This window comes from Plantactinospora soyae, from assembly GCF_014874095.1.
Taxonomy (GTDB): domain Bacteria; phylum Actinomycetota; class Actinomycetes; order Mycobacteriales; family Micromonosporaceae; genus Plantactinospora; species Plantactinospora soyae.
The window spans coordinates 1,558,071-1,577,362 of the sequence record NZ_JADBEB010000001.1 but is presented as its reverse complement, the minus strand read 5'-3'; the positions used below and the strand labels follow the sequence as shown (position 1 = coordinate 1,577,362).

The 19,292-nt window shown below is 70.9% G+C and carries 19 protein-coding genes; 12 read left to right on the top strand and 7 right to left on the bottom strand.

Translation table 11 applies throughout. The features are described 5' to 3' along the window. Nucleotides 1-61: 61 nt before the first annotated feature. Complete coding sequence (locus H4W31_RS06975; protein ID WP_192765906.1) at nucleotides 62-415, bottom strand: STAS domain-containing protein; 354 nt, start codon at nucleotides 413-415, stop codon at nucleotides 62-64. Between the two features lie 201 nt (nucleotides 416-616). Between H4W31_RS06975 and H4W31_RS06970 the strand changes: the two genes are divergently transcribed. Next, a complete protein-coding gene (locus H4W31_RS06970; RefSeq protein ID WP_192765905.1) occupies nucleotides 617-1,618 on the top strand; it encodes an NAD-dependent epimerase/dehydratase family protein in 1,002 nt (333 codons plus the stop codon). A gap of 34 nt (nucleotides 1,619-1,652) precedes the next feature. Here the strand turns inward: H4W31_RS06970 and H4W31_RS06965 are convergent, their stop codons facing one another. Continuing rightward, nucleotides 1,653-2,669, bottom strand: coding sequence for a DUF4352 domain-containing protein (locus tag H4W31_RS06965; RefSeq protein ID WP_192765904.1), 1,017 nt, complete (start codon nucleotides 2,667-2,669; stop codon nucleotides 1,653-1,655). Nucleotides 2,670-2,926: 257 nt separating this feature from the next. Between H4W31_RS06965 and H4W31_RS06960 the strand changes: the two genes are divergently transcribed. The 7 genes from H4W31_RS06960 (at nucleotide 2,927) to H4W31_RS06930 (ending at nucleotide 10,054) form a co-directional block, all read left to right on the top strand. Continuing rightward, nucleotides 2,927-3,907, top strand: a complete 981-nt coding sequence (locus H4W31_RS06960; protein ID WP_192765903.1) for a threonine ammonia-lyase — start codon at nucleotides 2,927-2,929, stop codon at nucleotides 3,905-3,907. Nucleotides 3,908-3,961: 54 nt separating this feature from the next. Further along, nucleotides 3,962-4,720, top strand: coding sequence for an IclR family transcriptional regulator (locus H4W31_RS06955; protein WP_192765902.1), 759 nt, complete (start codon nucleotides 3,962-3,964; stop codon nucleotides 4,718-4,720). A gap of 140 nt (nucleotides 4,721-4,860) precedes the next feature. After that, nucleotides 4,861-6,189 carry an Ldh family oxidoreductase gene (locus tag H4W31_RS06950; RefSeq protein ID WP_192765901.1) on the top strand — a complete coding sequence of 443 codons (1,329 nt, stop codon included), beginning with the start codon at nucleotides 4,861-4,863 and terminating at the stop codon, nucleotides 6,187-6,189. After that, nucleotides 6,155-7,627: an MFS transporter gene (locus H4W31_RS06945; RefSeq protein WP_192765900.1), complete on the top strand. Its 1,473-nt coding sequence runs from the start codon at nucleotides 6,155-6,157 to the stop codon at nucleotides 7,625-7,627. Before H4W31_RS06950 ends, H4W31_RS06945 begins: the two co-directional genes overlap by 35 nt. After that, nucleotides 7,624-8,391: an SDR family NAD(P)-dependent oxidoreductase gene (locus H4W31_RS06940; protein WP_192765899.1), complete on the top strand. Its 768-nt coding sequence runs from the start codon at nucleotides 7,624-7,626 to the stop codon at nucleotides 8,389-8,391. Before H4W31_RS06945 ends, H4W31_RS06940 begins: the two co-directional genes overlap by 4 nt. A 172-nt stretch (nucleotides 8,392-8,563) precedes the next feature. Next, nucleotides 8,564-9,742, top strand: a complete 1,179-nt coding sequence (locus H4W31_RS06935) for a DUF418 domain-containing protein (RefSeq protein ID WP_318783060.1) — start codon at nucleotides 8,564-8,566, stop codon at nucleotides 9,740-9,742. A gap of 75 nt (nucleotides 9,743-9,817) precedes the next feature. Continuing rightward, nucleotides 9,818-10,054 (top strand): hypothetical protein, encoded by a 237-nt coding sequence (locus H4W31_RS06930; protein ID WP_192765898.1) that lies wholly within the window; start codon nucleotides 9,818-9,820, stop codon nucleotides 10,052-10,054. A 99-nt stretch (nucleotides 10,055-10,153) separates the two neighbouring features. Here H4W31_RS06930 and H4W31_RS06925 read toward each other — a convergent pair whose 3' ends face one another. After that, on the bottom strand, nucleotides 10,154-10,531 hold the full coding sequence (locus H4W31_RS06925; protein ID WP_225945421.1) for a hypothetical protein: 378 nt from the start codon (nucleotides 10,529-10,531) through the stop codon (nucleotides 10,154-10,156). Between the two features lie 51 nt (nucleotides 10,532-10,582). Then, a complete protein-coding gene (locus tag H4W31_RS06920) occupies nucleotides 10,583-10,810 on the bottom strand; it encodes a hypothetical protein (RefSeq protein ID WP_192765897.1) in 228 nt (75 codons plus the stop codon). 267 nt (nucleotides 10,811-11,077) lie between these two features. Between H4W31_RS06920 and H4W31_RS06915 the strand changes: the two genes are divergently transcribed. Then, nucleotides 11,078-11,860: a helix-turn-helix domain-containing protein gene (locus H4W31_RS06915; protein WP_192765896.1), complete on the top strand. Its 783-nt coding sequence runs from the start codon at nucleotides 11,078-11,080 to the stop codon at nucleotides 11,858-11,860. Beyond that, on the top strand, nucleotides 11,857-12,042 hold the full coding sequence (locus tag H4W31_RS06910) for a DUF397 domain-containing protein (RefSeq protein WP_192765895.1): 186 nt from the start codon (nucleotides 11,857-11,859) through the stop codon (nucleotides 12,040-12,042). The genes H4W31_RS06915 and H4W31_RS06910 overlap by 4 nt, the downstream gene beginning before the upstream one ends. On the opposite strand, the gene H4W31_RS06905 is transcribed toward H4W31_RS06910, so the two are convergent. Next, complete coding sequence (locus H4W31_RS06905) at nucleotides 12,043-12,516, bottom strand: nuclear transport factor 2 family protein (protein ID WP_225945420.1); 474 nt, start codon at nucleotides 12,514-12,516, stop codon at nucleotides 12,043-12,045. It abuts the gene before it with no gap. A 207-nt stretch (nucleotides 12,517-12,723) separates the two neighbouring features. After that, nucleotides 12,724-13,941 (bottom strand): glycoside hydrolase family 16 protein, encoded by a 1,218-nt coding sequence (locus H4W31_RS06900; RefSeq protein ID WP_192765894.1) that lies wholly within the window; start codon nucleotides 13,939-13,941, stop codon nucleotides 12,724-12,726. A gap of 84 nt (nucleotides 13,942-14,025) precedes the next feature. Between H4W31_RS06900 and H4W31_RS06895 the strand changes: the two genes are divergently transcribed. Continuing rightward, nucleotides 14,026-15,324, top strand: a complete 1,299-nt coding sequence (locus tag H4W31_RS06895; RefSeq protein ID WP_192765893.1) for a hypothetical protein — start codon at nucleotides 14,026-14,028, stop codon at nucleotides 15,322-15,324. Nucleotides 15,325-15,382: 58 nt separating this feature from the next. Here the strand turns inward: H4W31_RS06895 and H4W31_RS06890 are convergent, their stop codons facing one another. Next, nucleotides 15,383-17,470 carry a S9 family peptidase gene (locus H4W31_RS06890; RefSeq protein ID WP_192765892.1) on the bottom strand — a complete coding sequence of 696 codons (2,088 nt, stop codon included), beginning with the start codon at nucleotides 17,468-17,470 and terminating at the stop codon, nucleotides 15,383-15,385. 63 nt (nucleotides 17,471-17,533) lie between these two features. Here H4W31_RS06890 and H4W31_RS42545 point away from each other — a divergent pair, with 63 nt between their 5' ends. Then, nucleotides 17,534-19,120 carry an FAD-binding oxidoreductase gene (locus H4W31_RS42545; protein WP_225945419.1) on the top strand — a complete coding sequence of 529 codons (1,587 nt, stop codon included), beginning with the start codon at nucleotides 17,534-17,536 and terminating at the stop codon, nucleotides 19,118-19,120. The last annotated feature ends 172 nt before the right edge of the window (nucleotides 19,121-19,292 follow it).

The window sequence follows — 19,292 nt, the reverse complement described above, 5'->3', positions numbered from 1 at the left end:
GCTGCTTGTCGACGGTCAACCTATGCCCCGGCCGGCTCGTGGGGAAAAGCGCGGCGGACGCTCAGCCCGCGGTGGCGGTCCCGCCGGCCACGGCCTCGTCAACCGTGGGGTGGGTCTGTAGCACCTCCACCAGGCCGCTGACCTCAAGGATCCGCAGCACACCCCGGCGCGGGGCGGCCAGTCGTACCACACCGCCGGACTCGTCGGCACTGTTCCGGGCGCGGACGAACACGGAGAGCCCGGTCGAGTCGCAGAACGACAGCTCCGACAGGTCGAAGACCAGCCGGATGTGCCCCTTCTCCAGCAGATCCGTGATCTGGTCCTGCAGTTGCGGCGCGGTGGCCATGTCCAGCTCGCCCGCGACCGACACGACGACGACGTCGGCACGCTCTTCGGTGTGCACCGTCAGGGACATTCTCGACCTCCTGGGATATCGGTCGAACCGTACTCCACAACCGGGTCGGTACGCACCGACGGGCGGCCGAAGAGTCGGCGGCAGCCGTTCGGCCGTGGCCACCAGGGGAGGCGGGAGCCGGGCGCCGGGAGCAGGCCGACCGGGATCAGCCGTACGCGAACAAGCCTTCCGGGACGCGTTCCGGCGGGGCACTATCACCCGATGCGCATCCTCGTTCTCGGCGGCACGGTGTTCCTCGGCCGGGCCGTCGCCCAGCAGGCCCTGGCGGCCGGACACGACGTTACCTGCGCGGCCCGGGGCTCGTCCGGCAACCCGGTCGACGGCGTGCGCTTCGTCCGGGTGGACCGCGACGACCCGGCCAGCCTGGACGCCCTCGCCGGAAAGTTCGACGCGGTGGTGGACGTCGCCCGCCGGCCCGACCACGTCCGGCACGCGCTCGCATCGCTGGCTGGCCGGGTGGGGCATTTCACCTTCGTCTCCACCTGTTCGGTGTACGCGGACAACGCCACCGTCGGTCAGCGGGTCGACACCGCCCCCGTGCTGCCGCCGGCACCCCGGGACGCGGAGGACCCGGAGAAGGACGCGGAGGCGTACGGGGCCTGCAAGGTGAGCGGTGAACGGCTGGTGACCGAGGCGATGGGCGCCGATCGGGCGTTCATCTGCCGGGCCGGCCTACTCGTGGGGCCGGAGGATCCGAGCGGGCGGTTCGGATACTGGGTACGCCGGGCCGCCCGGGGTGGCGAGGTCCTCGCCCCCGGCACTCCGGACGACGCCGTGCAGTTCATCGACGTACGCGACCTCGCGGCCTGGATCGTCGAGGCCGGTGAGCGGGGCGTGACCGGCACGTACGACGGGATGGCCGCGCCGGTCACCCGGCAGGAGTTCCTGGCCGCCGTGCTCGGCGAGGACGCCCCGCTGACCTACGTGTCGCAGGAGTTCCTGGCCGAGCAGAAGGTGGAGCCGTGGGCCGGTCCCCGCTCCCTGCCGCTGTGGCTGCCCCTGCCGGAGTACGCCGGCTTCATGAGCCGGGACGTGACGCCCTCGCTGGCGGCGGGACTGCGCCCCCGGCCCCTGGCGACGACCGCCCGGGACACCGCCGCCTGGTTGGCCGGCGTCGACGTCGGATCCGCGCCGGACGGCAGGTCGATCGGTCTCACGGCGGCCGAGGAGAGCGAACTGCTGGCAGCCTGGCACGCCCGATAGTCAAGCGCCGCCCGCCGCCCGGGCTGCCCCGCTCTCAGCCGGTCCGGATCTGTACCCCGGCTGAGGTCGCCGAGCCGTGCAGCCGCAGCCGGACGATCCGGGCGTCGGGCGGGATGTCGTAGACGATCGCCCCGGTCACCCGGTTTCCGGGGTTGATCACGTCGAGGAAGGCGCGCTGGTCGGCGTTGGCGAGCAGCCCCGCCGTGCTGTCCACCCCGAACCGCTGGCCCGCCGGCCCGTACGCGATCTGCAGGTTGTCGTGGAAGACCGCCGGCCGTGCGCCCAGGTTCCGTACCGTCAGGTCGACCACGCAGAACTGCCCCAGGGCGAGCTGGCTGACCAGTGGATCACCCACCTCGGTCAGCCCGCACCGCAGTTGCCGTACCCGGAATTCGAGATCGCCGTCCCGGATCGGCTGGTTCAGCCCGACGATCCGCCGCTCCCGCTCGCGCAGCCCGGTGTAGAAGTCCGGTCCCCAGGCCAGCGCGATCACGGCGGCGGCAACGCAGCAGCAGGAGAGCAGCGCGGCGACGATGCCGAGCACGAACCACCATCGTCGGTCGGTCGAGCGGGCGGGATTCGGGGCCGGTGTGGCGGGGCCGGGTGGCTGCGGGCCCGGGGCCGGACCGCTCTGCACCGGTGGGCCGGGTGGGCCGGGCGCGACGGGCGGGCCGGGCCACTGCGGTGAGCCCGGGTACCCGCCCAGTGGCGGCGTGTTGGCCGGGGTGTCCGGGGTGGACCAGTCCGGCGGTGGCGCCGTCGGCGGGCCCGGGGCGGGGCCGGGTGGCGCGGGCGTGCCGAGGGTCGACGGGGGTGGTGCGCCGACGCCCGGCGGAAGCGGGTCGGGGATCTCGTCCACCGTCCGGCCCGCCGCCGGATCCGGCACCGGCTGCTGGCTCGGGCCCTCCGGGGGTGCCGGGTCGATCGCCCAGTCCCAGGGTCGCTCGGCCGGTGCCGGCGGGTACTCCGGCCGGTCCTCGCCCGTCGGCGGCCCGCCGGAGCCGGCACCGGTCTGGTGCGGCTCCTCGCCGGGCTGGTCGGGCCTGCTCATCGCGATCCTCGTGTCGTTCTTCGGGGCCTTCGAGAAATACTAGGCTTTGGCGCTATTGATCCCGGTAGAGATGGGTATCTTCGCGCCGGTCCGGCACCGGTCCGCGATCTCCGGTCGAAGCGGTCCGGCGGGCCCCGGGCGGCCCGGTCACCGGCGTTCAACGCGGCCGGCTGCGACGGCACGGCCAGCTCCAGCCCCACCGGACCGCCCGGACGGCTCCCGGCGTCGGTCCATCCGTCGAGTGGCAGGATGGCCGGGTGGAGGCTCTAGTTACCGTCGACGACATCCGGGCCGCGCTGACCGACCTGGCCGGCGTGGTGCTGCGTACCCCGTTGCTGCCGTGTCGCTGGGACGACCAGCTCTGGCTGAAGCCGGAGAGCCTGCAACCGGTCGGCTCGTTCAAGCTGCGCGGCGCGACCCACGCGGTGGCCCGGCTCGATCCCGCGCGACGCGCCCGAGGGGTGGTCACGCACTCGTCCGGAAACCACGGTCAGGCGCTCGCCTACGCCGCCCGGGCCCTGGGGGTGTCCTGCACGGTGGTGATCCCGGACGGCGCCCCGGCGACCAAGGTCGACCAGGTACGCGCGCTGGGCGCCGAGGTACGGATGGTGCCGCCGGCCGATCGGCTGACCGTGGCCCAGGCGATCGCCGCCGAGCAGGGCCGGACGCTGATCCCGCCCTTCGACGACCGGCGGATCATCGCCGGTCAGGGCTCGATCGGAATCGAGGTGCTGGAGGACCTGCCCGAGGTCGACGTCGTGCTGGTGCCGATCGGCGGGGGCGGACTCGCCTCCGGCGTCGCCACGGCGGTCAAGGCGATCCGCCCGAGCACGAGGGTCGTCGGGGTCGAGCCGGCGCTCGCCGCCGACGCCCAGGAGTCGCTGGCCAGCGGAGAGTTGTTGATCTGGGACCCGGCCCGCACCTACCGGACCAGCGCGGACGGGCTGCGGACGAACCTGTCCGCGCTGACCTTCGCGCATCTGCGGGAGCGGCTGGATGGCATCGTGACGGTCAGCGAGGACGAGATCGGAGCGGCGACCACCCGGCTGATCCGGGAGGCCAGGCTGGTGGTCGAGCCGAGTGGCGCGGTGGCCACCGCGGCCCGGATGTTCCACGCCGCCGAGCTGCCCGCCGGGCGTACGGTGGCGGTCGTGACCGGTGGAAACGTCGATCCGGCCGTACTCGCGGCGGCGGTCACCGGGTCCGGCACCGTCGCCACCGGATCCGCCCCGCGATGACGGTGCGGCAGCCGGCGGATCGGGTCGGCCGGGCGCATTCCCTACATTGGAACCATGGCTGACCGGATCGGTGCGAGCGCCTCGGACAAGACGTTCGATGTGCTGGAGGCACTGGTCGAACACAGCCGACTGGCCGACATCGCGGCGGCGACGAACCTGCCGAAGGCCACCGTGCACCGGATTCTCCAGGTGATGGTGGAGCGGGGACTGGCCCGGCCCGGCGGTACGGGGGACTACTTCACCGGTCCCCGGATGCTCGCGCTGGCCGGCCGGGTGATGCAGCGGCTGGACCTGCCGGCCCAGGTACGCCCGCAGTTGGAGGAGTTGCAGCGCCGGACCGGTCGGACGGTCCACCTGGCGCTGCTCTCCGGCGACGAGGCGGTGTACGTGGCCAAAGTGGAGGCCGGCAAGCCGTACCAGCTCGCCTCCCGGGTCGGGATGAGCCTCGACCTGCACAGTACGTCGATCGGTAAGGCGGTCCTGGCGACGCTGGACGACGCCCGGGTGGTCGCCCTGGCGGAGCGGACCGGCCTGCGCCGGCACACCCCGGGAACCGTCGTCGAGGTCCGGCGCCTGCTGGCCGAACTCGCCACGGTCCGGTCCCGGGGCTGGGCCGAGGACCACGAGGAGAACGAGCCGGGTGTCTCCGCCACCGGAGCGGCGGTGTACGACCACGCGGGTCACGTGATCGGCGGGGTGAGCGCGGCGACGCTCAGTTACGAGGCGGCCGACCAGCCGGCGGACGAGGTGGGCCGGCAGGTGCTGGAGGCTGCGGCCCAGGTCTCCCGAGCCCTCGGCGCCCGCTCGACCTGATCCCCGCTCGCCTGGTTTTCGATTCGCCAATTGTTTCCGGCAGGTTGCGTCGTCCGGCCACAGGGGTCAGACTGTGACGAAGGTTACTGTGGAACGACGTTCCGTATGACGGAACGACCGTCTCCTGAGGAGTGAACCGGATGGCGCGCGGCGAGGATTCGATTCGGACCGGAGACGACACGAGCCCGGTGCCACCGGGCATCCCGTCCTGGTCGACCGTGCCGAACAGCCGGGCGCCGGCCGGATCCGGAGCGGGAGCGGCGGCAGCCGGCAGCGGCGAGCCGGACGACGTCCCGGTTCCGGACGCCGTACCGGCCGAGGAGCTGGTGGTCATTGCCGCGCGGATCCTCGGCACCGCCGGTACGCCGGAGCCCACCGCACACGCGGTGGCGGTCTCCCTGGTGGAATCCGACCTCGTCGGGCACGACTCACACGGGGTACGCCGACTCGTCCCCTACGTCGACGCGGTACAGGCCGGCATGATCGATCCGACCGTCGAACCCGTACTCCGGCACCGTCACCGGGCCACCGCGGTCGTCGACGGGCGGGGCGGGTTCGGGCAGCTCGCCGCCCGGCTGGCGGTCGACGAGGCCCGGCGACTCTCCGGCGAGTACGGCGTCGGCGTGGTCACCATCGGCAACTGCAACCACATCGGCCGACTCGGCGAGTACGTGCAACTGCTGGCCGAGACGGAGACCGTCGGGCTCGCCTTCTGCAACATCAACTCCACCGTCGCCCCGTACGGCGGCCGGGAGCGCCGACTTGGCACCAATCCGTTGGCCTGGGCCGCCCCACGAGCCACCGACAACCCGCCCGTGGTGCTCGACTTCGCCACCTCCGCGATCGCCGAGGGCAAGCTGGCGCTCTCGATGGCCCGCCGGGAGCGGGTCGGCACCGGTCTCCTGGTCGACGTCGACGGTCACGACTCCACCGACCCGGGCGACTTCTACCACGGCGGGGCCCTGCTCCCCTTCGGCCAGCACAAGGGCTACGGCCTGAGCGTGCTGATCGAGATCGTCGGCGGGTTGCTCTCCGGCGCCGGAGTCTCCAGCCTGCCCGGCTACGACAACACCAACGGAACCGTACTGATCGCCATCGACATCGGGACCTTCCTGCCGGTGTCCGAGTTCCGGGCCCGGTCCGAAGAGTTCTGCCGGCTGCTGGCCGACACCGCGCCCGCCGTCGACAACGACCCCGGCCCGGACGGCGTACTGGTGCCCGGCGAGAAGGAGGCGCGGACCCGCGCCGCCCGGATCCGGGACGGGATCACGCTCGCCCCGACGACCTGGCGGGAGTTGACCGCGCTGCCCGGCGGTCCGGCGCCGGCCGGTCCGACCGGTACCCCCGAGCCGCCGCCTTCCGTCGAGACCCCCCTCTCACCCCCACCCCGGAGCCGCGCCGACGACGCGGCGCCCTCGTCCGAGGAGAATCCTGATGACACAGCCGGTGGACCCCCCGCCCCCGCCTGAGCCCGAGATCACCCCGACGCCGACCGACACCGCCGCAAAGGCCGACACCGATCCAAAGGCCGACACCGATCCGAAGGCCGACACCGAACCGCAGCCCACCCCACCCGCCGAACTCCGCCGGGTCGTGTCGGCCTCCCTGGTCGGCACCGCACTGGAGTGGTACGACTTCTTCATCTACGGCACCGCCGCCGCGCTGGTCTTCGACGACATCTTCTTCCCGGACGCCGACCCGGCGGTCGGCACGCTGATCGCGTTCGCCACCTTCGGGGTGGCGTTCCTGTTCCGGCCGGTCGGCGGGTTCTTCTTCGGCCGGCTCGGTGACCGGATCGGCCGCCGCTCCACACTGATCATCACCACCCTGGTGATGGGCATCGCCACCGGCCTGATCGGGCTGCTGCCGACGTACGACCAGATCGGGGTCTGGGCGCCGATCCTGCTGGTACTGATGCGGATCTGCCAGGGGCTGGGTGCCGGAGCCGAGTTCGGGGGCGCGTCGACCCTGCTCGCCGAGCACGCGCCCGCGCACCGGCGTGGCTACTACGCGTCGTACGCCCAGACCGGGGTGCAGATCGGTCTGGTGCTCGGCACCGTGTCGTTCCTGCTGGTCGGGATGTTGCCGGACGACCAGCTCGAATCCTGGGGCTGGCGGATTCCGTTCCTGGCCAGCTTCGCGATGATCTTCGTGACCATCTACGTACGACTCCGGGTGACCGAGTCGCCGGTGTTCACCCGGATGGCACGCAGCCGTACCGTCGTCCAGACACCGATCCTGGACACCCTGAAGATGTACCCGCGCAACTTCCTGGTCGGGATCGGCGCGCACATCTGCGACACCGCGATCGTCTACATCTTCGCCACCTTCAGCGTCGCCTACCTGACCAACGAACTCGACCGGCCCCGCTGGGTCGCGCTGACCGGCGTCATTCTGATGGGCCTGGTGGTGATCGCGGTGCAGCCGATCTACGGGGCGCTGTCGGACCGGATCGGCCGTAAACCGCTCAACGTGTTCAGCGTGGTCTTCACCGCCGCCTTCGCGTTCCCGTTCTTCTGGCTGCTCAACTCCGAGGCGACCGTACTGATCTGGCTGGCGCTGATCATCGCCGGTGGCATCGGGTTCGCGCCGATGATCGCCGTACAGCCGGCGTTCTACGCGGAGTTGTTCGGGGCCGGGGTGCGGTACACCGGATTCGCCGCCTCCCGGGAGATCGGTGCCGCCATCTCCGGCTTCTCCCCACTCGTCGCGGCGGCACTACTCAGCACGGCGGACGGCTCACCCTGGCTGGTCGCACTCTGGATCATCTTCACCGCGGCGATCTCCCTGGTCGCCTTCCTGGCCGCCCGGGAGACCCGGACGATGGACATCAACGCCGTCCACGCGTACCAGGAGGAACCGCCGCCGGACAAGACGGCGGCGACCCCGGTGGAGACCGTGCGATGAACCTCGACAAGACCGTCGCGGTGGTGACCGGCGGCGGTACCGGAATCGGCCGCGCGGTCAGCCTGGCCCTGGCCCGGTCCGGGGCGGACGGCGTGGTGGTCAACTTCAACCGGTCGCAGGCCGAGGCCGAGGAGACCGCCGCGCAGGCCCGGGAGTGGGCCGGCCGGTCCCGGGCGCTCGCCGCCGACGTGGCCGACGATCTCCAGGTACGGGCGATGGCCGACCGGGTCCTGGCCACGTTCGGCCGGGTCGACATCCTGGTCAACAACGCCGGTGGCACCCAGGCGGTGGAGCACGCCGACCTGGACGGCCTCACCGACCAGATCTGGCACGACATCCTGGACGTCAACCTGCTCGGCGCCTTCCACTGCGCCCGCGCCTTCGCCCCCGCACTGCGCGCCGCAGGTGGCGCGGTCGTGAACATCTCGTCGATCTCCGGCTACCGGGCCGGCGGCTCCTCGATCGCGTACGGGGTGAGCAAGGCGGCGATGCTCCAGCTCACCCGCAACCTCGCGTTGGCGCTCGCCCCGGAGGTACGGGTCAACGCGGTGGCGCCCGGCACCGTCGCGCACACCCGCTGGCAGCCCGGCCTGCACGGCGAGGCGGGCTTCGCCGAACGCGCCGCCCGAGAACGCGAAACGGTTCCCCTGCACCGCACCGCCGACCCGGAACACGTCGCCCAGGCCGTCCTCGGCCTCCTCCAGATGGACATGGTCACCGGCGAGGCGATCATCGTCGACGGCGGCAAGCACGTCACCTACTGAGATGCAAGGAAGGGCCCCTTCTTATCGCTTTTTGTATAAGAAGGGGCCCTTCCTAACACCTGCGCGGCGCGCCCCTCGGGAGCGTGTCCCCCGCCGGGGGTGGACATAGCACCACCCCCGGCCACGGGCTAGCCCTCCTGACCAGGGGCTGGTCTCCTGGTGTGCTCGACTGGTGACCGCAGATACCGCCAGAACGGCCCCCCGGACCCGGATCCACGATCTCGACGCACTGCGCGCGTTCGCGCTGCTCGGCATCCTCGTCGTCAACATCACCTTCGCCGCCACCGGCTTCAGCATGACCGTCACCGACCCGGCGTACGACTCCTGGCTCGACGACGCGGTGCGCTGGCTCAGCTCCACGTTCTTCGGAATGAAGTTCTACCTGCTGTTCTCGTTCATGTTCGGGTACAGCTTCATCCTCCAGACCCAGGCGGCGGCTCGGGCCGGCGCCGCTTTCAAGCCCCGGATGGTCCGCCGGCTGCTCGGCCTGTTCGCGCTCGGCGCGGTGAACATGGTCTTCCTGATCAGCGGCGACATCCTGACCGTGTACGCCCTGCTCGGCGCGATCCTGCTGGCGATGCGCGGGGTACGCGACCGTACCGCGCTGATCGTCGCCGCCGGGCTCTACGGCTACCTGCTGCTCAGCATGGGTTCGAGCATCCTGTTCCTGGACACGTCGAGCTACTTCGACCACGCCAGCCAGATCGCCGCCGCGCAGGAGAGCACCGCGAACCTGGCCGGCGGATTCGGGTCGGTCGTCCACGAGCACATCGCGATCCTGCCGCTCTACAGCCTCTCGCAGTTGACCATGCAGGGGCCGACCACGCTGGCGATGTTCCTGCTCGGCATGGTCGCCGCCCGTCGCGGGGTGCTGGTCGGGCTGACCGGGCGGGAGTCGTGGCTGCGGATCGTCCAGCTCGTCGGCTTCCCGGTCGGGATCGTCGGCGGCGCCGTCTACGCCTCGTCCGGCGCGAACGGCAACACCTCCGCCGTACTCGTCAGCGCGATGACCGCCCCGCTCCTCGCCGCCGCGTACGCCGCGACCCTGATCCGGATCGTGCACAGCGTCCGGGGCCGGCGGCTCGGCTCGACGCTGGCCCCGGCCGGCAAGATGGCGCTGTCGAACTACCTCGGCCAGTCGGTGGCCACGCTGCTGATCTTCACCGGCGTGGGCTTCGGCCTGGTCGGTCAGGTGTCACCGCTGGAGATGGTGCTCTTCGCCTTCGCCATCTTCGCCGGCCAGGTCGTGATCAGTCGCTGGTGGCTGGAGCGGCACGGCCATGGCCCGGCCGAGTGGCTGCTGCGCTGGTTCACCAACGGGGAACGGCCGGCCTGGCGGCGTCGGGCCTGACGCTGAGTCAACAGGGCGACATACATCGATCGTTGTTTACCCAGTGTGTGACACTGACGACTGGAGGTGGATGTCGTGGAACTGATTGCCTGGTTGATCCCTGTGGTTGTGGTCGTATTCGGCCTCGGTGGGGTGCTCACGATGCGCTGGCACCGCAGTACGCGCTGGGTTCAGCCCGTTCACGGCCCGGCCTCCGCGCTGCTCGCCGGGTCGCTGGCCTACTCCGAATACGGCGGGGCCCTGGGCACGGGCGGCAACAGTGCGGCCGGTGGCGGAGGCGACTGCGGAGGCGGCGGCGACGGCGGCTGTTGACGCCGATCTTCACGAATCGGCCCCCCAGGAGAGAAACACTGATCTTCCGCACAAGCGACCCCGCACCCGGCCTGGTGCGGGGTCGTTGTCTGGTGATGCTCAGTCGGGCCCGCCTGGCATCTCCCCACCTGTCCGTGGCTTGGCCGAGGGTGGCCCGCCCCGAGGTCGACACCAGTTGCCGCTGGCGTCGATCCTGAGGCGGGCCCGGGTGATGAGCAGGCGTGGCCTGACCCAGGCGAGGAAGCGGGCGTACATGATCGCCGGATCGGGTCCGGGGTCCGGGCTGAGCCGGTACAGGTCGTCGATCGCGGCCTGGAGCATGGCGGCGAGGTAGCGGTGCAGCCCGACCGGGTCGGCGTGGTACTCGACCGGCAGGCGGTTGCGCGCGGTCGGACACGGCCACGCGGCCGTACAGGACCGACAGAGCCAGAGCGGGCGCAACGGTACGTGTGGTCGACCCGGCTCGTTGATGTTCACCGGGGGGCTTTGCGGTTGCGGGTGGCCGGGGCGGGAGCGGGCTGACCGGGGTCATCGGCCGGGGAGGAACCGACGGGTGGACGCCATGCCGCCGATCTGGTGTTGGTCGGCCGAACCCGCTTCGACGGTGGTACCGGCGGGGATGGAGATGCCTTGGTCGGGGCGGGCGAGTCGGGGCAGCGCCAGCGGAGTCCACAGCGGCAGTAGCGCCAGAGCCGTCGCCAGTTCCGGCGGTGGTGGGGCGCCAGCGGTACGGGCTGCGGTGCACGTCGTGGCCATCTCATCGTCTCGGCCTCCTGCCGCTGGGCTTTTGGAAACGAGGGCTGGAAGCGGGGACCGTCCCGGGAAGGGGAAGCGTCTCCGGGGCGGTCCCCGCGCGGTTCCGTCCGGGCCGCACATGTCACCGAACAGTTCCGCTGCGAACACTCTGGACGGACGTGCCTACGTTCGGTAGACATTGCGAGACAGTGGGCGACCGTCCGGGTTGTCGGGTGTGGCCGGGTAAGGCCGTTCAGGACGTGGAGGGAGCGTGGGCAGGTCGTGGGCATGCTGGCAGATTTCTTGATCGCGGAGCTTCGGGCGGCCAGGGCCATTCGGAAGATGAACCAGGACGAGTTCGGCAAGATCGCGAACTACTCCGGGTCGCACGTGAGCGCGGTCGAGACCGGCGGCCGTCCGCCGACCGAGGACTACGTCGCGGCGATCGACGAGGGCTTCCAGACCGGCGGGATCTACAGCCGGCTACTCGCCAAGGTCACCGCCTTCGACGACGCACCCGTCTGGCTCCGCCCCTGGCTGGAGTACGAGCGCGACGCGGTGGCGCTCCGCGCGTGCAACCCTCTCCTCATCCCGGGCCTGCTTCAGACCGAGGCATACGCGAGAGCTGTTCTGGAGACCGCGTTGCAGGGTACGGAGGAGATGGAGAAGCGCCTCACGCTGCGATTGGAGCGGCAACGCGCGGTCTTCGATCGTGAGGACCCACCGTTGACCACCTTCGTGATCGGGGAGGTGGCGCTCCGCGTAGGTGACCCGAAGATGCTCGCCGAACAGCTTGATCACCTGCTCAAGCTCAGCACACGTCCTCGGGTGATCGTCCATGTCGTTCCGGCAACGGCCGGGCTGTGGCTGGGGCAGTCCGGCCCGTTCGTGATCGCCTCATTCGACGGCAGCGCGGACGTTGCATTCCTGGAGGATCACCTACAGGGACGGGTTGTTACGGATCCAACGGCGATTGCCGCCCTACAGCGATCGTGGGAGATTGTCAGGGCAGTTGCGCTGCCGCGCGACCTGTCCCGGGACCTGATTCTGAAGCTGGGGAACGAGTTGTGACCACCACCGAGCCGTGCTGGAAGAAGTCGACCCGAAGCAATGCGCAGGCCGAATGCGTGGAGTTTGCCGACGACCTGGGCGGGGTGGTCGGCGTACGGGACAGCAAGGACCCGGCCGGTCCGGTGCTGAGCTTCGCCCCTGCCGCGTGGCAGGCGTTCGTCCGGGAGATGCCCGTCCGCTGATCAGGAAGCGCTGCGCAGATGGCGGCTGACGTCACCGAGGAAGTCCGTGACGACCTGCCGCTCCACGAAGCGCCACCCGCTGTCCCGCCGCTCGAAACGATCCCGGTAACGACCGCAGGCCACCGCTTGCAGTGGAAAGTCGGTCAGTGCCTGGAACACCGTGAAGTACGAACGGGAGTCCGCCGTTCCGGCCGCCTCGTCGACCTCGACGATGACGTTGGTCGTGACGTGCTTCGTACGCGGCGTCCCGTCGTCGTAGAGGACCAGCGTGTCGTGGGCCAGTCGTTGGATCGCGTCTCGGCCATCCAGCCTCTCGCCACTGTTCAGCGTGAAACTGGCGTCGGTGAAGAGGCTGGCGAGTGCGACGAAGTCTCCGGTGTCCACCAACTCGGCGTAGGTGGCGATCAGGTTCTCGATCAGCCGGTGGCTCGGTGGCTCGCTCGGCGGGGCGTCCGCGAACATGTCGGTGTCCATCTGACTGCCTCCAGGCAGGTGAAATGCCGGTCGGAGGTGGTCGACGGCCAACTCTACTGCCGTACGGCTCCCTGGGCGGCGGATCGGGAATCGTGGTGTCTCGGGAGGCCCAGGGCGACGCCGACGCAGCGCCCGGCCCCGCACCGAGGCTCGGTACGGGGCCGGGGTCGCGGCGGATCGGCGTGCCGCCGCTAGCGCAAGGTGGGTTCAGCCGCGCCGCCACTTCTGGTTGGCGGTGCCGGTGCACTCCCAGAGTTGGAGCTTGGCGCCGTTGGCCGTGCTCTGGTCCCGTACGTCGACGCACTTGTTCGCCTGCGGGTTGACCAGATCACCGGCCGCACTGAGGACGAACTGCTGGGCCGGATTGCCGTTGCAGCCGACTATCTGGATGTTGGCGCCGTTCGCGGTGGAGCCGTTCGCCACGTCCATGCACTTGCCGAGCGCCCGGACCGTGCCGCCGGTGAAGGTCCACTGCTGGGCGCCGGTGCCGTTGCAGTCCCAGATCTGCAACTGCGTACCGTCGACCGGGTTCGCCCCCGGTACGTCGACGCACTTGTTGCCGTTCCCGATGAGCTGGTTGCCGGTGCCGGGGTTGCCGCCGCCGGTGTTCCAGCCCCAGACCCGTACGTAGTCGACCACCATCTGCTGCGGGAACGTGGTGCTGGCGTCCGGGTAGCCGGGCCAGTAGCCGCCGACCGCGATGTTCATGATCATGAAGAACGGGTGGTCGAAGACCCAACGGCCACCGTTGAGGTCGGCCGGGGTCTTGCGGGCGTACTGGATGCCGTCGACGTACCAGGTGATCGAGTCGGGGGCCCAGTCCACGGCGAAGGTGTGGAAGGCGTCGGCGAACGCCTGGCCGCCGGGGAGCGTGTAGCGGGAGCTGATCGCGCTGCCGCCGGAGTAGCCCGGACCGTGCAGGGTGCCGTAGAGGTTGCCCGGCTCACGACCGATGTTCTCCATGATGTCGATCTCGCCCATGTCCGGCCAGGGCATGCCGCCGAGCATCCAGAACGCCGGCCAGATGCCCTGGCCGCGCGGCACCTTCATCCGGGTCTCGAACCGCCCGTACGTCTGGGTGAAGCGGTCGGCGGTGAGCAGCCGGGCCGAGGTGTACTGACAGCGGCCGTAGTGGCAGTTGTAGTTGGCCGGATTCTCCCGGCGGGCAGTGATCACCAGGTTGCCGTTGCCGTCGTGGGCGGCGTTGCTGGTGCTGTTGGTGTAGTACTGCTGCTCGTTGTTGCCCCAGCCACCGCCGCCGATGTCGTGCTTCCACTTGCTGCCATCGGGTCCGGTGCCGGCTGGTGCGTTGAACTCGTCGCTCCAGGTGAGCGCGCCCGGCTCTGCGCTGGCCGGGCTGGGTGGGGTGACCACCAGCGTCGCGGCGAGCAAGGCCAGGACGAGGGTGGCTCGGCGGGTACGCATGTAAATGTTTCTACGCCAGAGAGCGCTTTCTTGCAAGGTTGTTAACTAAATGAAAAGTCGGGACAGGTCGGTAGCATCCCGCAGATGTCCGTCCCGGAGGCGTCCGTGCCTGATCTTTCCGACATCGACGCGCGGTTCGCGCGGCTCCGCACGGAGTACGACCAACGCCGGGAAACCGCGCACGCCCGGGTACGCCGGTGGGAGTGGTTCAGTGCGGAGGCGTACGACCTCCGTCCACTCTGGTACGAGCGGGAGTCGTCCCGCCCGGGGCGTCGGCTGCCCCGGCGACCCCCACCGGACCGTGACCACTGCCGGATCGGGTTCGACCCCGACGACCATCCCGTGGTCGTGGAGGAGTACAGCGGTTTCCTCGACGGAAAGCTGTACTACGAGACGTTCCGCGACCCGCTGGACGGTGCCGGGCCGGTGACGGAGGCGCACTTCCACGCCGGCGGTGGGCCGATCTACCTGCACGAGTACCGGTTCGAGGCGGGACGGATCCACTCCGCGTCGACGGTCGCGACCGGGGGCGGCGGCTACGAGGAGTACGGGTACACCGGAGACCGGGTCACCCGGATCGTGGCGTACCACGGCAAGCGGGCCGGTCGGCCGGACGGCAGGTTGTCGCCGCTGGCGCCGTACCAGACGATCGACGCCGCGTACGACGAAGCCGGCCTGTCCCGGCTGGAGATCACCTGGGCGGCTCCGGACGGGCCGCTGGTCGAGCTGAAGTACCAACGGCCGCCGGCCGACTTCACGCTCGACGATGCAGTCGAGGCGGTACGCCGGGAGTTGGTCCGGCGGGTGCCGGCCGTGGTCCGGGAGATGGCGATCGACGAGCCCGCGTACTGCGTCGTGCTGGGCTATCTCGCGGAGGACCCGATCGGGGTTTCGGTGCACGTCGGGCTCGACACCCAACGGCGCGAGTGGCTGGCCGAGCAGTCCGAGCCGGACAGCTCTCCACTCTGGAATCCCTGCGACCTGCACGGCCCGGAATCGGTCGACCTCGCCGAGCACGCGGACACCGCCCGGCTGCTCCGCCAGGAACGGGCCCTCGCCGACGCCGATGCCGACTCCGATGCCGACGCCGATGCCGACGCCGACGCCGACTCCCAGGGGATGACGGACAGGGACGCCGACGAGGTGGGGGACACGGACACCGATGCCGATGCGGAGACGAGTGGAGTGAACGAGGTCGGACGCCGGATGCTCTGCGCGGCCGCGACCGAGCTGAACGCCCACGAGTGGGCGGGCATCCTCTCCGTCACCGACGACTTCGTCGTGTACGCCGTCGACTGGGAGCTGGCGGACCTCGACCGCAACCTGCCCGAGTGCGTGCCTCCGGCCCGGCTCGCCCTGCTCCGCGAGCGCGCCCTGCTCTGAGGGTGATGGTTAGGAAGGGCCCCTTCTTCTACAGAAAACGATAAGAAGGGGCCCTTCCTTACACCGCAATGCCGAAGCGGTCCAGGATCCAGGCGGCGACGAACGCCTCCTCCTTCCAGGAGTTGTAGCGTCCGCTCGGGCCGCCGTGTCCGGCACCCATCTCCGTCTTGAGCAGGTACGACCCCTGGGGTGCGGTGGCGCGCAGTCGGGCGATCCACTTCGCCGGCTCGTGGTAGAGCACCCGGGTGTCGTTGAGGCTGGTGACGGCGAGGATCGCCGGGTAGTCGACCGGGGCGACGTTCTCGTACGGCGAGTACGACTTCATGTACGCGTACACCTCCGGGTCGGCCAGCGGGTTGCCCCACTCCTCCCACTCGGTGACGGTCAGCGGCAGCGACGGGTCGAGGATCGAGTTGAGCGGGTCGACGAACGGCACCTGCGCGACGATGCCGGCGAAGGCGTCCGGCGCCAGGTTCGCCACCGCGCCCATCAGCAGCCCGCCGGCCGAGCCGCCCCGGGCGACCAGCCGGTCCGTCGACGTCCAACCGGCCTTCACCACGTGCCGGGCGGCGGCCACGAAGTCGGTGAAGGTGTTCTTCTTGCTCAGCATCTTGCCGGTCTCGTACCACCGGCGGCCCATCTCGCCACCGCCGCGGATGTGCACGACGGCGAAGACGACGCCCCGGTCCAGCAGGGAGAGCCGGGGGATCGAGAACCACGGGTCCATGCTGGCCTCGTACGAGCCGTAGCCGTAGAGCACGCAGGGCGCCGAGCCGTCCCGGGGCGTACCGGCCCGGCAGACCAGGGAGATCGGCACCCGGGTTCCGTCGTCGGCCAGCGCCCAGTCGCGGTGCTGCTCGTATCCGGCCGGGTCGAAGTCGCCGAGCACCGGCTTGCGCTTGCGCAGCGCCATCGTCCGGGTCACCAGGTCGTAGTCGAAGATCGAGTCCGGGGTGATCAGGGACGCGTAGTGCAGTCGGATCGAGTTGGTCTGGTACTCCGGGTTGCTGTCCAGTCCGACGCTGTAGAGCGGCTCCGGGAAGTCGATGTCGTACGCCTCCGTGCTGCCGACCGGCAGCACCTGGATTCCGGTCAGGCCGGCGGTACGCAGCGACACCACGATGTGGTTGGCGAACGCGTCGACGGCCTCCAGCCGGGTCCCGGGGGCGTGGTCGATCATTGGCACCCAGTCGCCCGGGGCGTCGGCCGAGGTGTACGCGAGCGCGAAGTCCTCCGCGCCGTCGTTGTGCAGGATCAGGAAGCGGTGCCCGTGGTGCTCGACGGAGTAGTCGACGCCCTGCCGCCGTGGTGCGATCACGGCCGGCGCCCCGGTCGGGTTCGCGGCCGGGATGACCCGTACCTCGCTGGTCACCTTGCTGTGCGCGTCGATGAGGATGAACTTCTCCGAGCGGGTCAGTTCGACACCGACCCAGAACCGCTCGTCGTCCTCCTGGTAGACGATCTCGTCGGTGTCGGCCGCGGTGCCCACCACGTGCCGCCAGACCCGGTACGGCCGCCAGCTCTCGTCGACGGTGAGGTAGAACAGCGTGGAGCCGTCGGCCGACCAGGCGCTGCCGTAGAAGGTGTCCGGCACCTCGTCGTCGAGCACCTCGTCGGTGGAGAGGTCCTTGACCCGCAGGGTGAAGCGTTCGTCGCCGTCGAAGTCGGTGGAGTAGGCGAGCCAGCGGCCGTCCGGGCTGATGTCGAAGGCGCCCATGGAGAAGAAGTCGTGCCCTTCGGCCAGCGCGTTGCCGTCCAGCAGGATCTGCTCGCCGGGAATCGGGGTGCCGTCGTCCGGCATCGGCGGATCCGTCTCGCCGTCCTGGGCCGCGCGCCGGCAGTGGATGCCGTACTGCTGGCCTTCCACCGTGCGGGTGTAGTACCAGTAGCCGTTCTTCCGGGTGGGCACCGAGAGGTCGGTCTCCTTGGTGCGCCCTTTCGTCTCGTTGAACAGCGTCTCCCGCAGCGTGCCCAACCGGGCTGTGCTCTGCTCGGTGAAGGAGTTCTCCGCCGTCAGGTAGGCGATCGTCTCCGGGTCGTCCTTCGTGGCGAGCCAGGCGTAATCGTCGATCACCGTGTCGCCGTGGTGGGTGCGCTCGGCAGGCACCCGCTTGGCGACGGGCGCGGCGGTCGTCTCAGTGTTCACCCGGTCACGTTACCGCCCGGACGGCGGCCGGGTCCGCACCGGGCCGTTGCCGAAAATTAGTACATGTGTACGATGACCAAGGTGGGGGACATGGGAATGCAGCGGCGCGGCAGCGCCGACATCACGCGGCGGCTCGTGGGCATCTGTGGCGCCCGGTTCGCTCGGCCCGCGGGGGCGGCCGATGACGTGGCCGGAGCCATGGCCCGCTGGGTGGCCGCGCCCGGCACCCCGGCCGCGGCCACCGAGGTGGTTCGGCTTGCCGCCGAGTACGACCTCTCAGTGGTCGCCCGGGGTGCCGGCACCAAGCTCGACTGGGGCGCGACCCCGTCACAGGTCGACATCGTGCTGGACACCGGGCGGCTGGCCGGGGTGTGGCACCGCCCGGCCGACGGCCTGGTCGCCGAGATCGGCGCCGGTACGCCGGTCCGCGCCGCCGAGGCCATCCTGGAACGGGCCGGCCTTCGGCTGCCGCTCGACGCCCCCTCGGTCGGGGCGACCATCGGCGGCGTGGTGGCGGCCGGCGAGAGCGGTCCGCTGCGATACCTGCACGGCACCGCCTGCGACCAACTCGTCGGGGTCAGTTTCGTCGACGCCTCCGGCGTGCTCACGCGGGCCGGATCGACCGTGGACGTGCCGCCCCGGGCCGGTCCCGGCGGCCGATCGACCGGCCTGGAGGTCACCCAACTGCTCTGCGGATCGCAGGGCGCGCTGGGCGTGCTGGTCTCGACGACCCTGCGGGTGCAGCCGATCCCGGCGAGCCGGGTCTGGGTGAGCCGATCGGTCTGGACCCCGCTGGAGGTGCACGACCTGGTGCGCGGGATCCTCGCCGCCGACCTGCGTCCGACGGCGATCGAGGTGGATCTGCCGGCCGCCCGGCGACCCGACGATCGGGGTGGTGGGCCGGGCGTTCCGGCTGGTGGTGGCGGCGGTACCGGAAATCGTGGCTGGTTCGGCACCGCCGACCGGCCCGCCGGCCCGGGCCGACCGGCCGAGCAGGGGCGAGCGGGTGAGCAGGGCGGGCCGGGCGAGCAGGGCGGACCGGGCGAGCAGGGGCGACCGGGCGGACTTGGGGAGTCGGGACGTTCCGGTGCGCAGGGGCGGTCCGGCGGCCGGGGCGGCTCGGGTGGGCACGGTCGACGCGGCGAGGGCGGTTCGGGCACCCTCACCGTGCTGTTGGAGGGTGGGCCGGCCGAGGTGGCCGAGCGGGTGACCCGGTTGACCGGCCTGCTCGGCGGCGACGCCGAGGGCGCCGGTGTCGCGCCGCAGTGGTGGCGTCGATACCCGTTCCGCTCCGACGAGGTGGCGCTGCGGATCGAGGTGCCGATCGGTGACCTGCACGCCGCCGTCTACGCGTTACGTGATGCCGCCGGTACGCCGATCCCGGTGCGGGGCTCGGCCGGGCTCGGCGTCGTACACGCGGCACTTCCGGCCGCGACGCGACCGGAACGGGTCGCGACGATCCTGGACGGTGTACGGGCGGTGTTGCTGGCCCGGGCCGGTCGGTGCGTGGTGGTCGCCGCGCCGCACGCGGTCCGGGAGGCGGTCGACCTCTGGGGCGACCTGCCGGATCTGCCGCTGCTGCGCGAGGTGAAGGAGCGGTTCGATCCGGCCGGCCGACTGGCCCCCGGGCGTTATCCGGGCGGAATCTGACCGGCCGCATGCCGACACGGCGACCGGTACGGGCCGGGTCCCGGCCCGATCGGCGTCCCGATCGGGCCGGAGCCGGTCAACAGTTGGGCACCCCGGGTAACTGGGAGGCGGGATGGTCGATGTAGATGTTCGTCATGAAGCCGTTCTGGTCCCGCAGTCGGGACCACCAGTT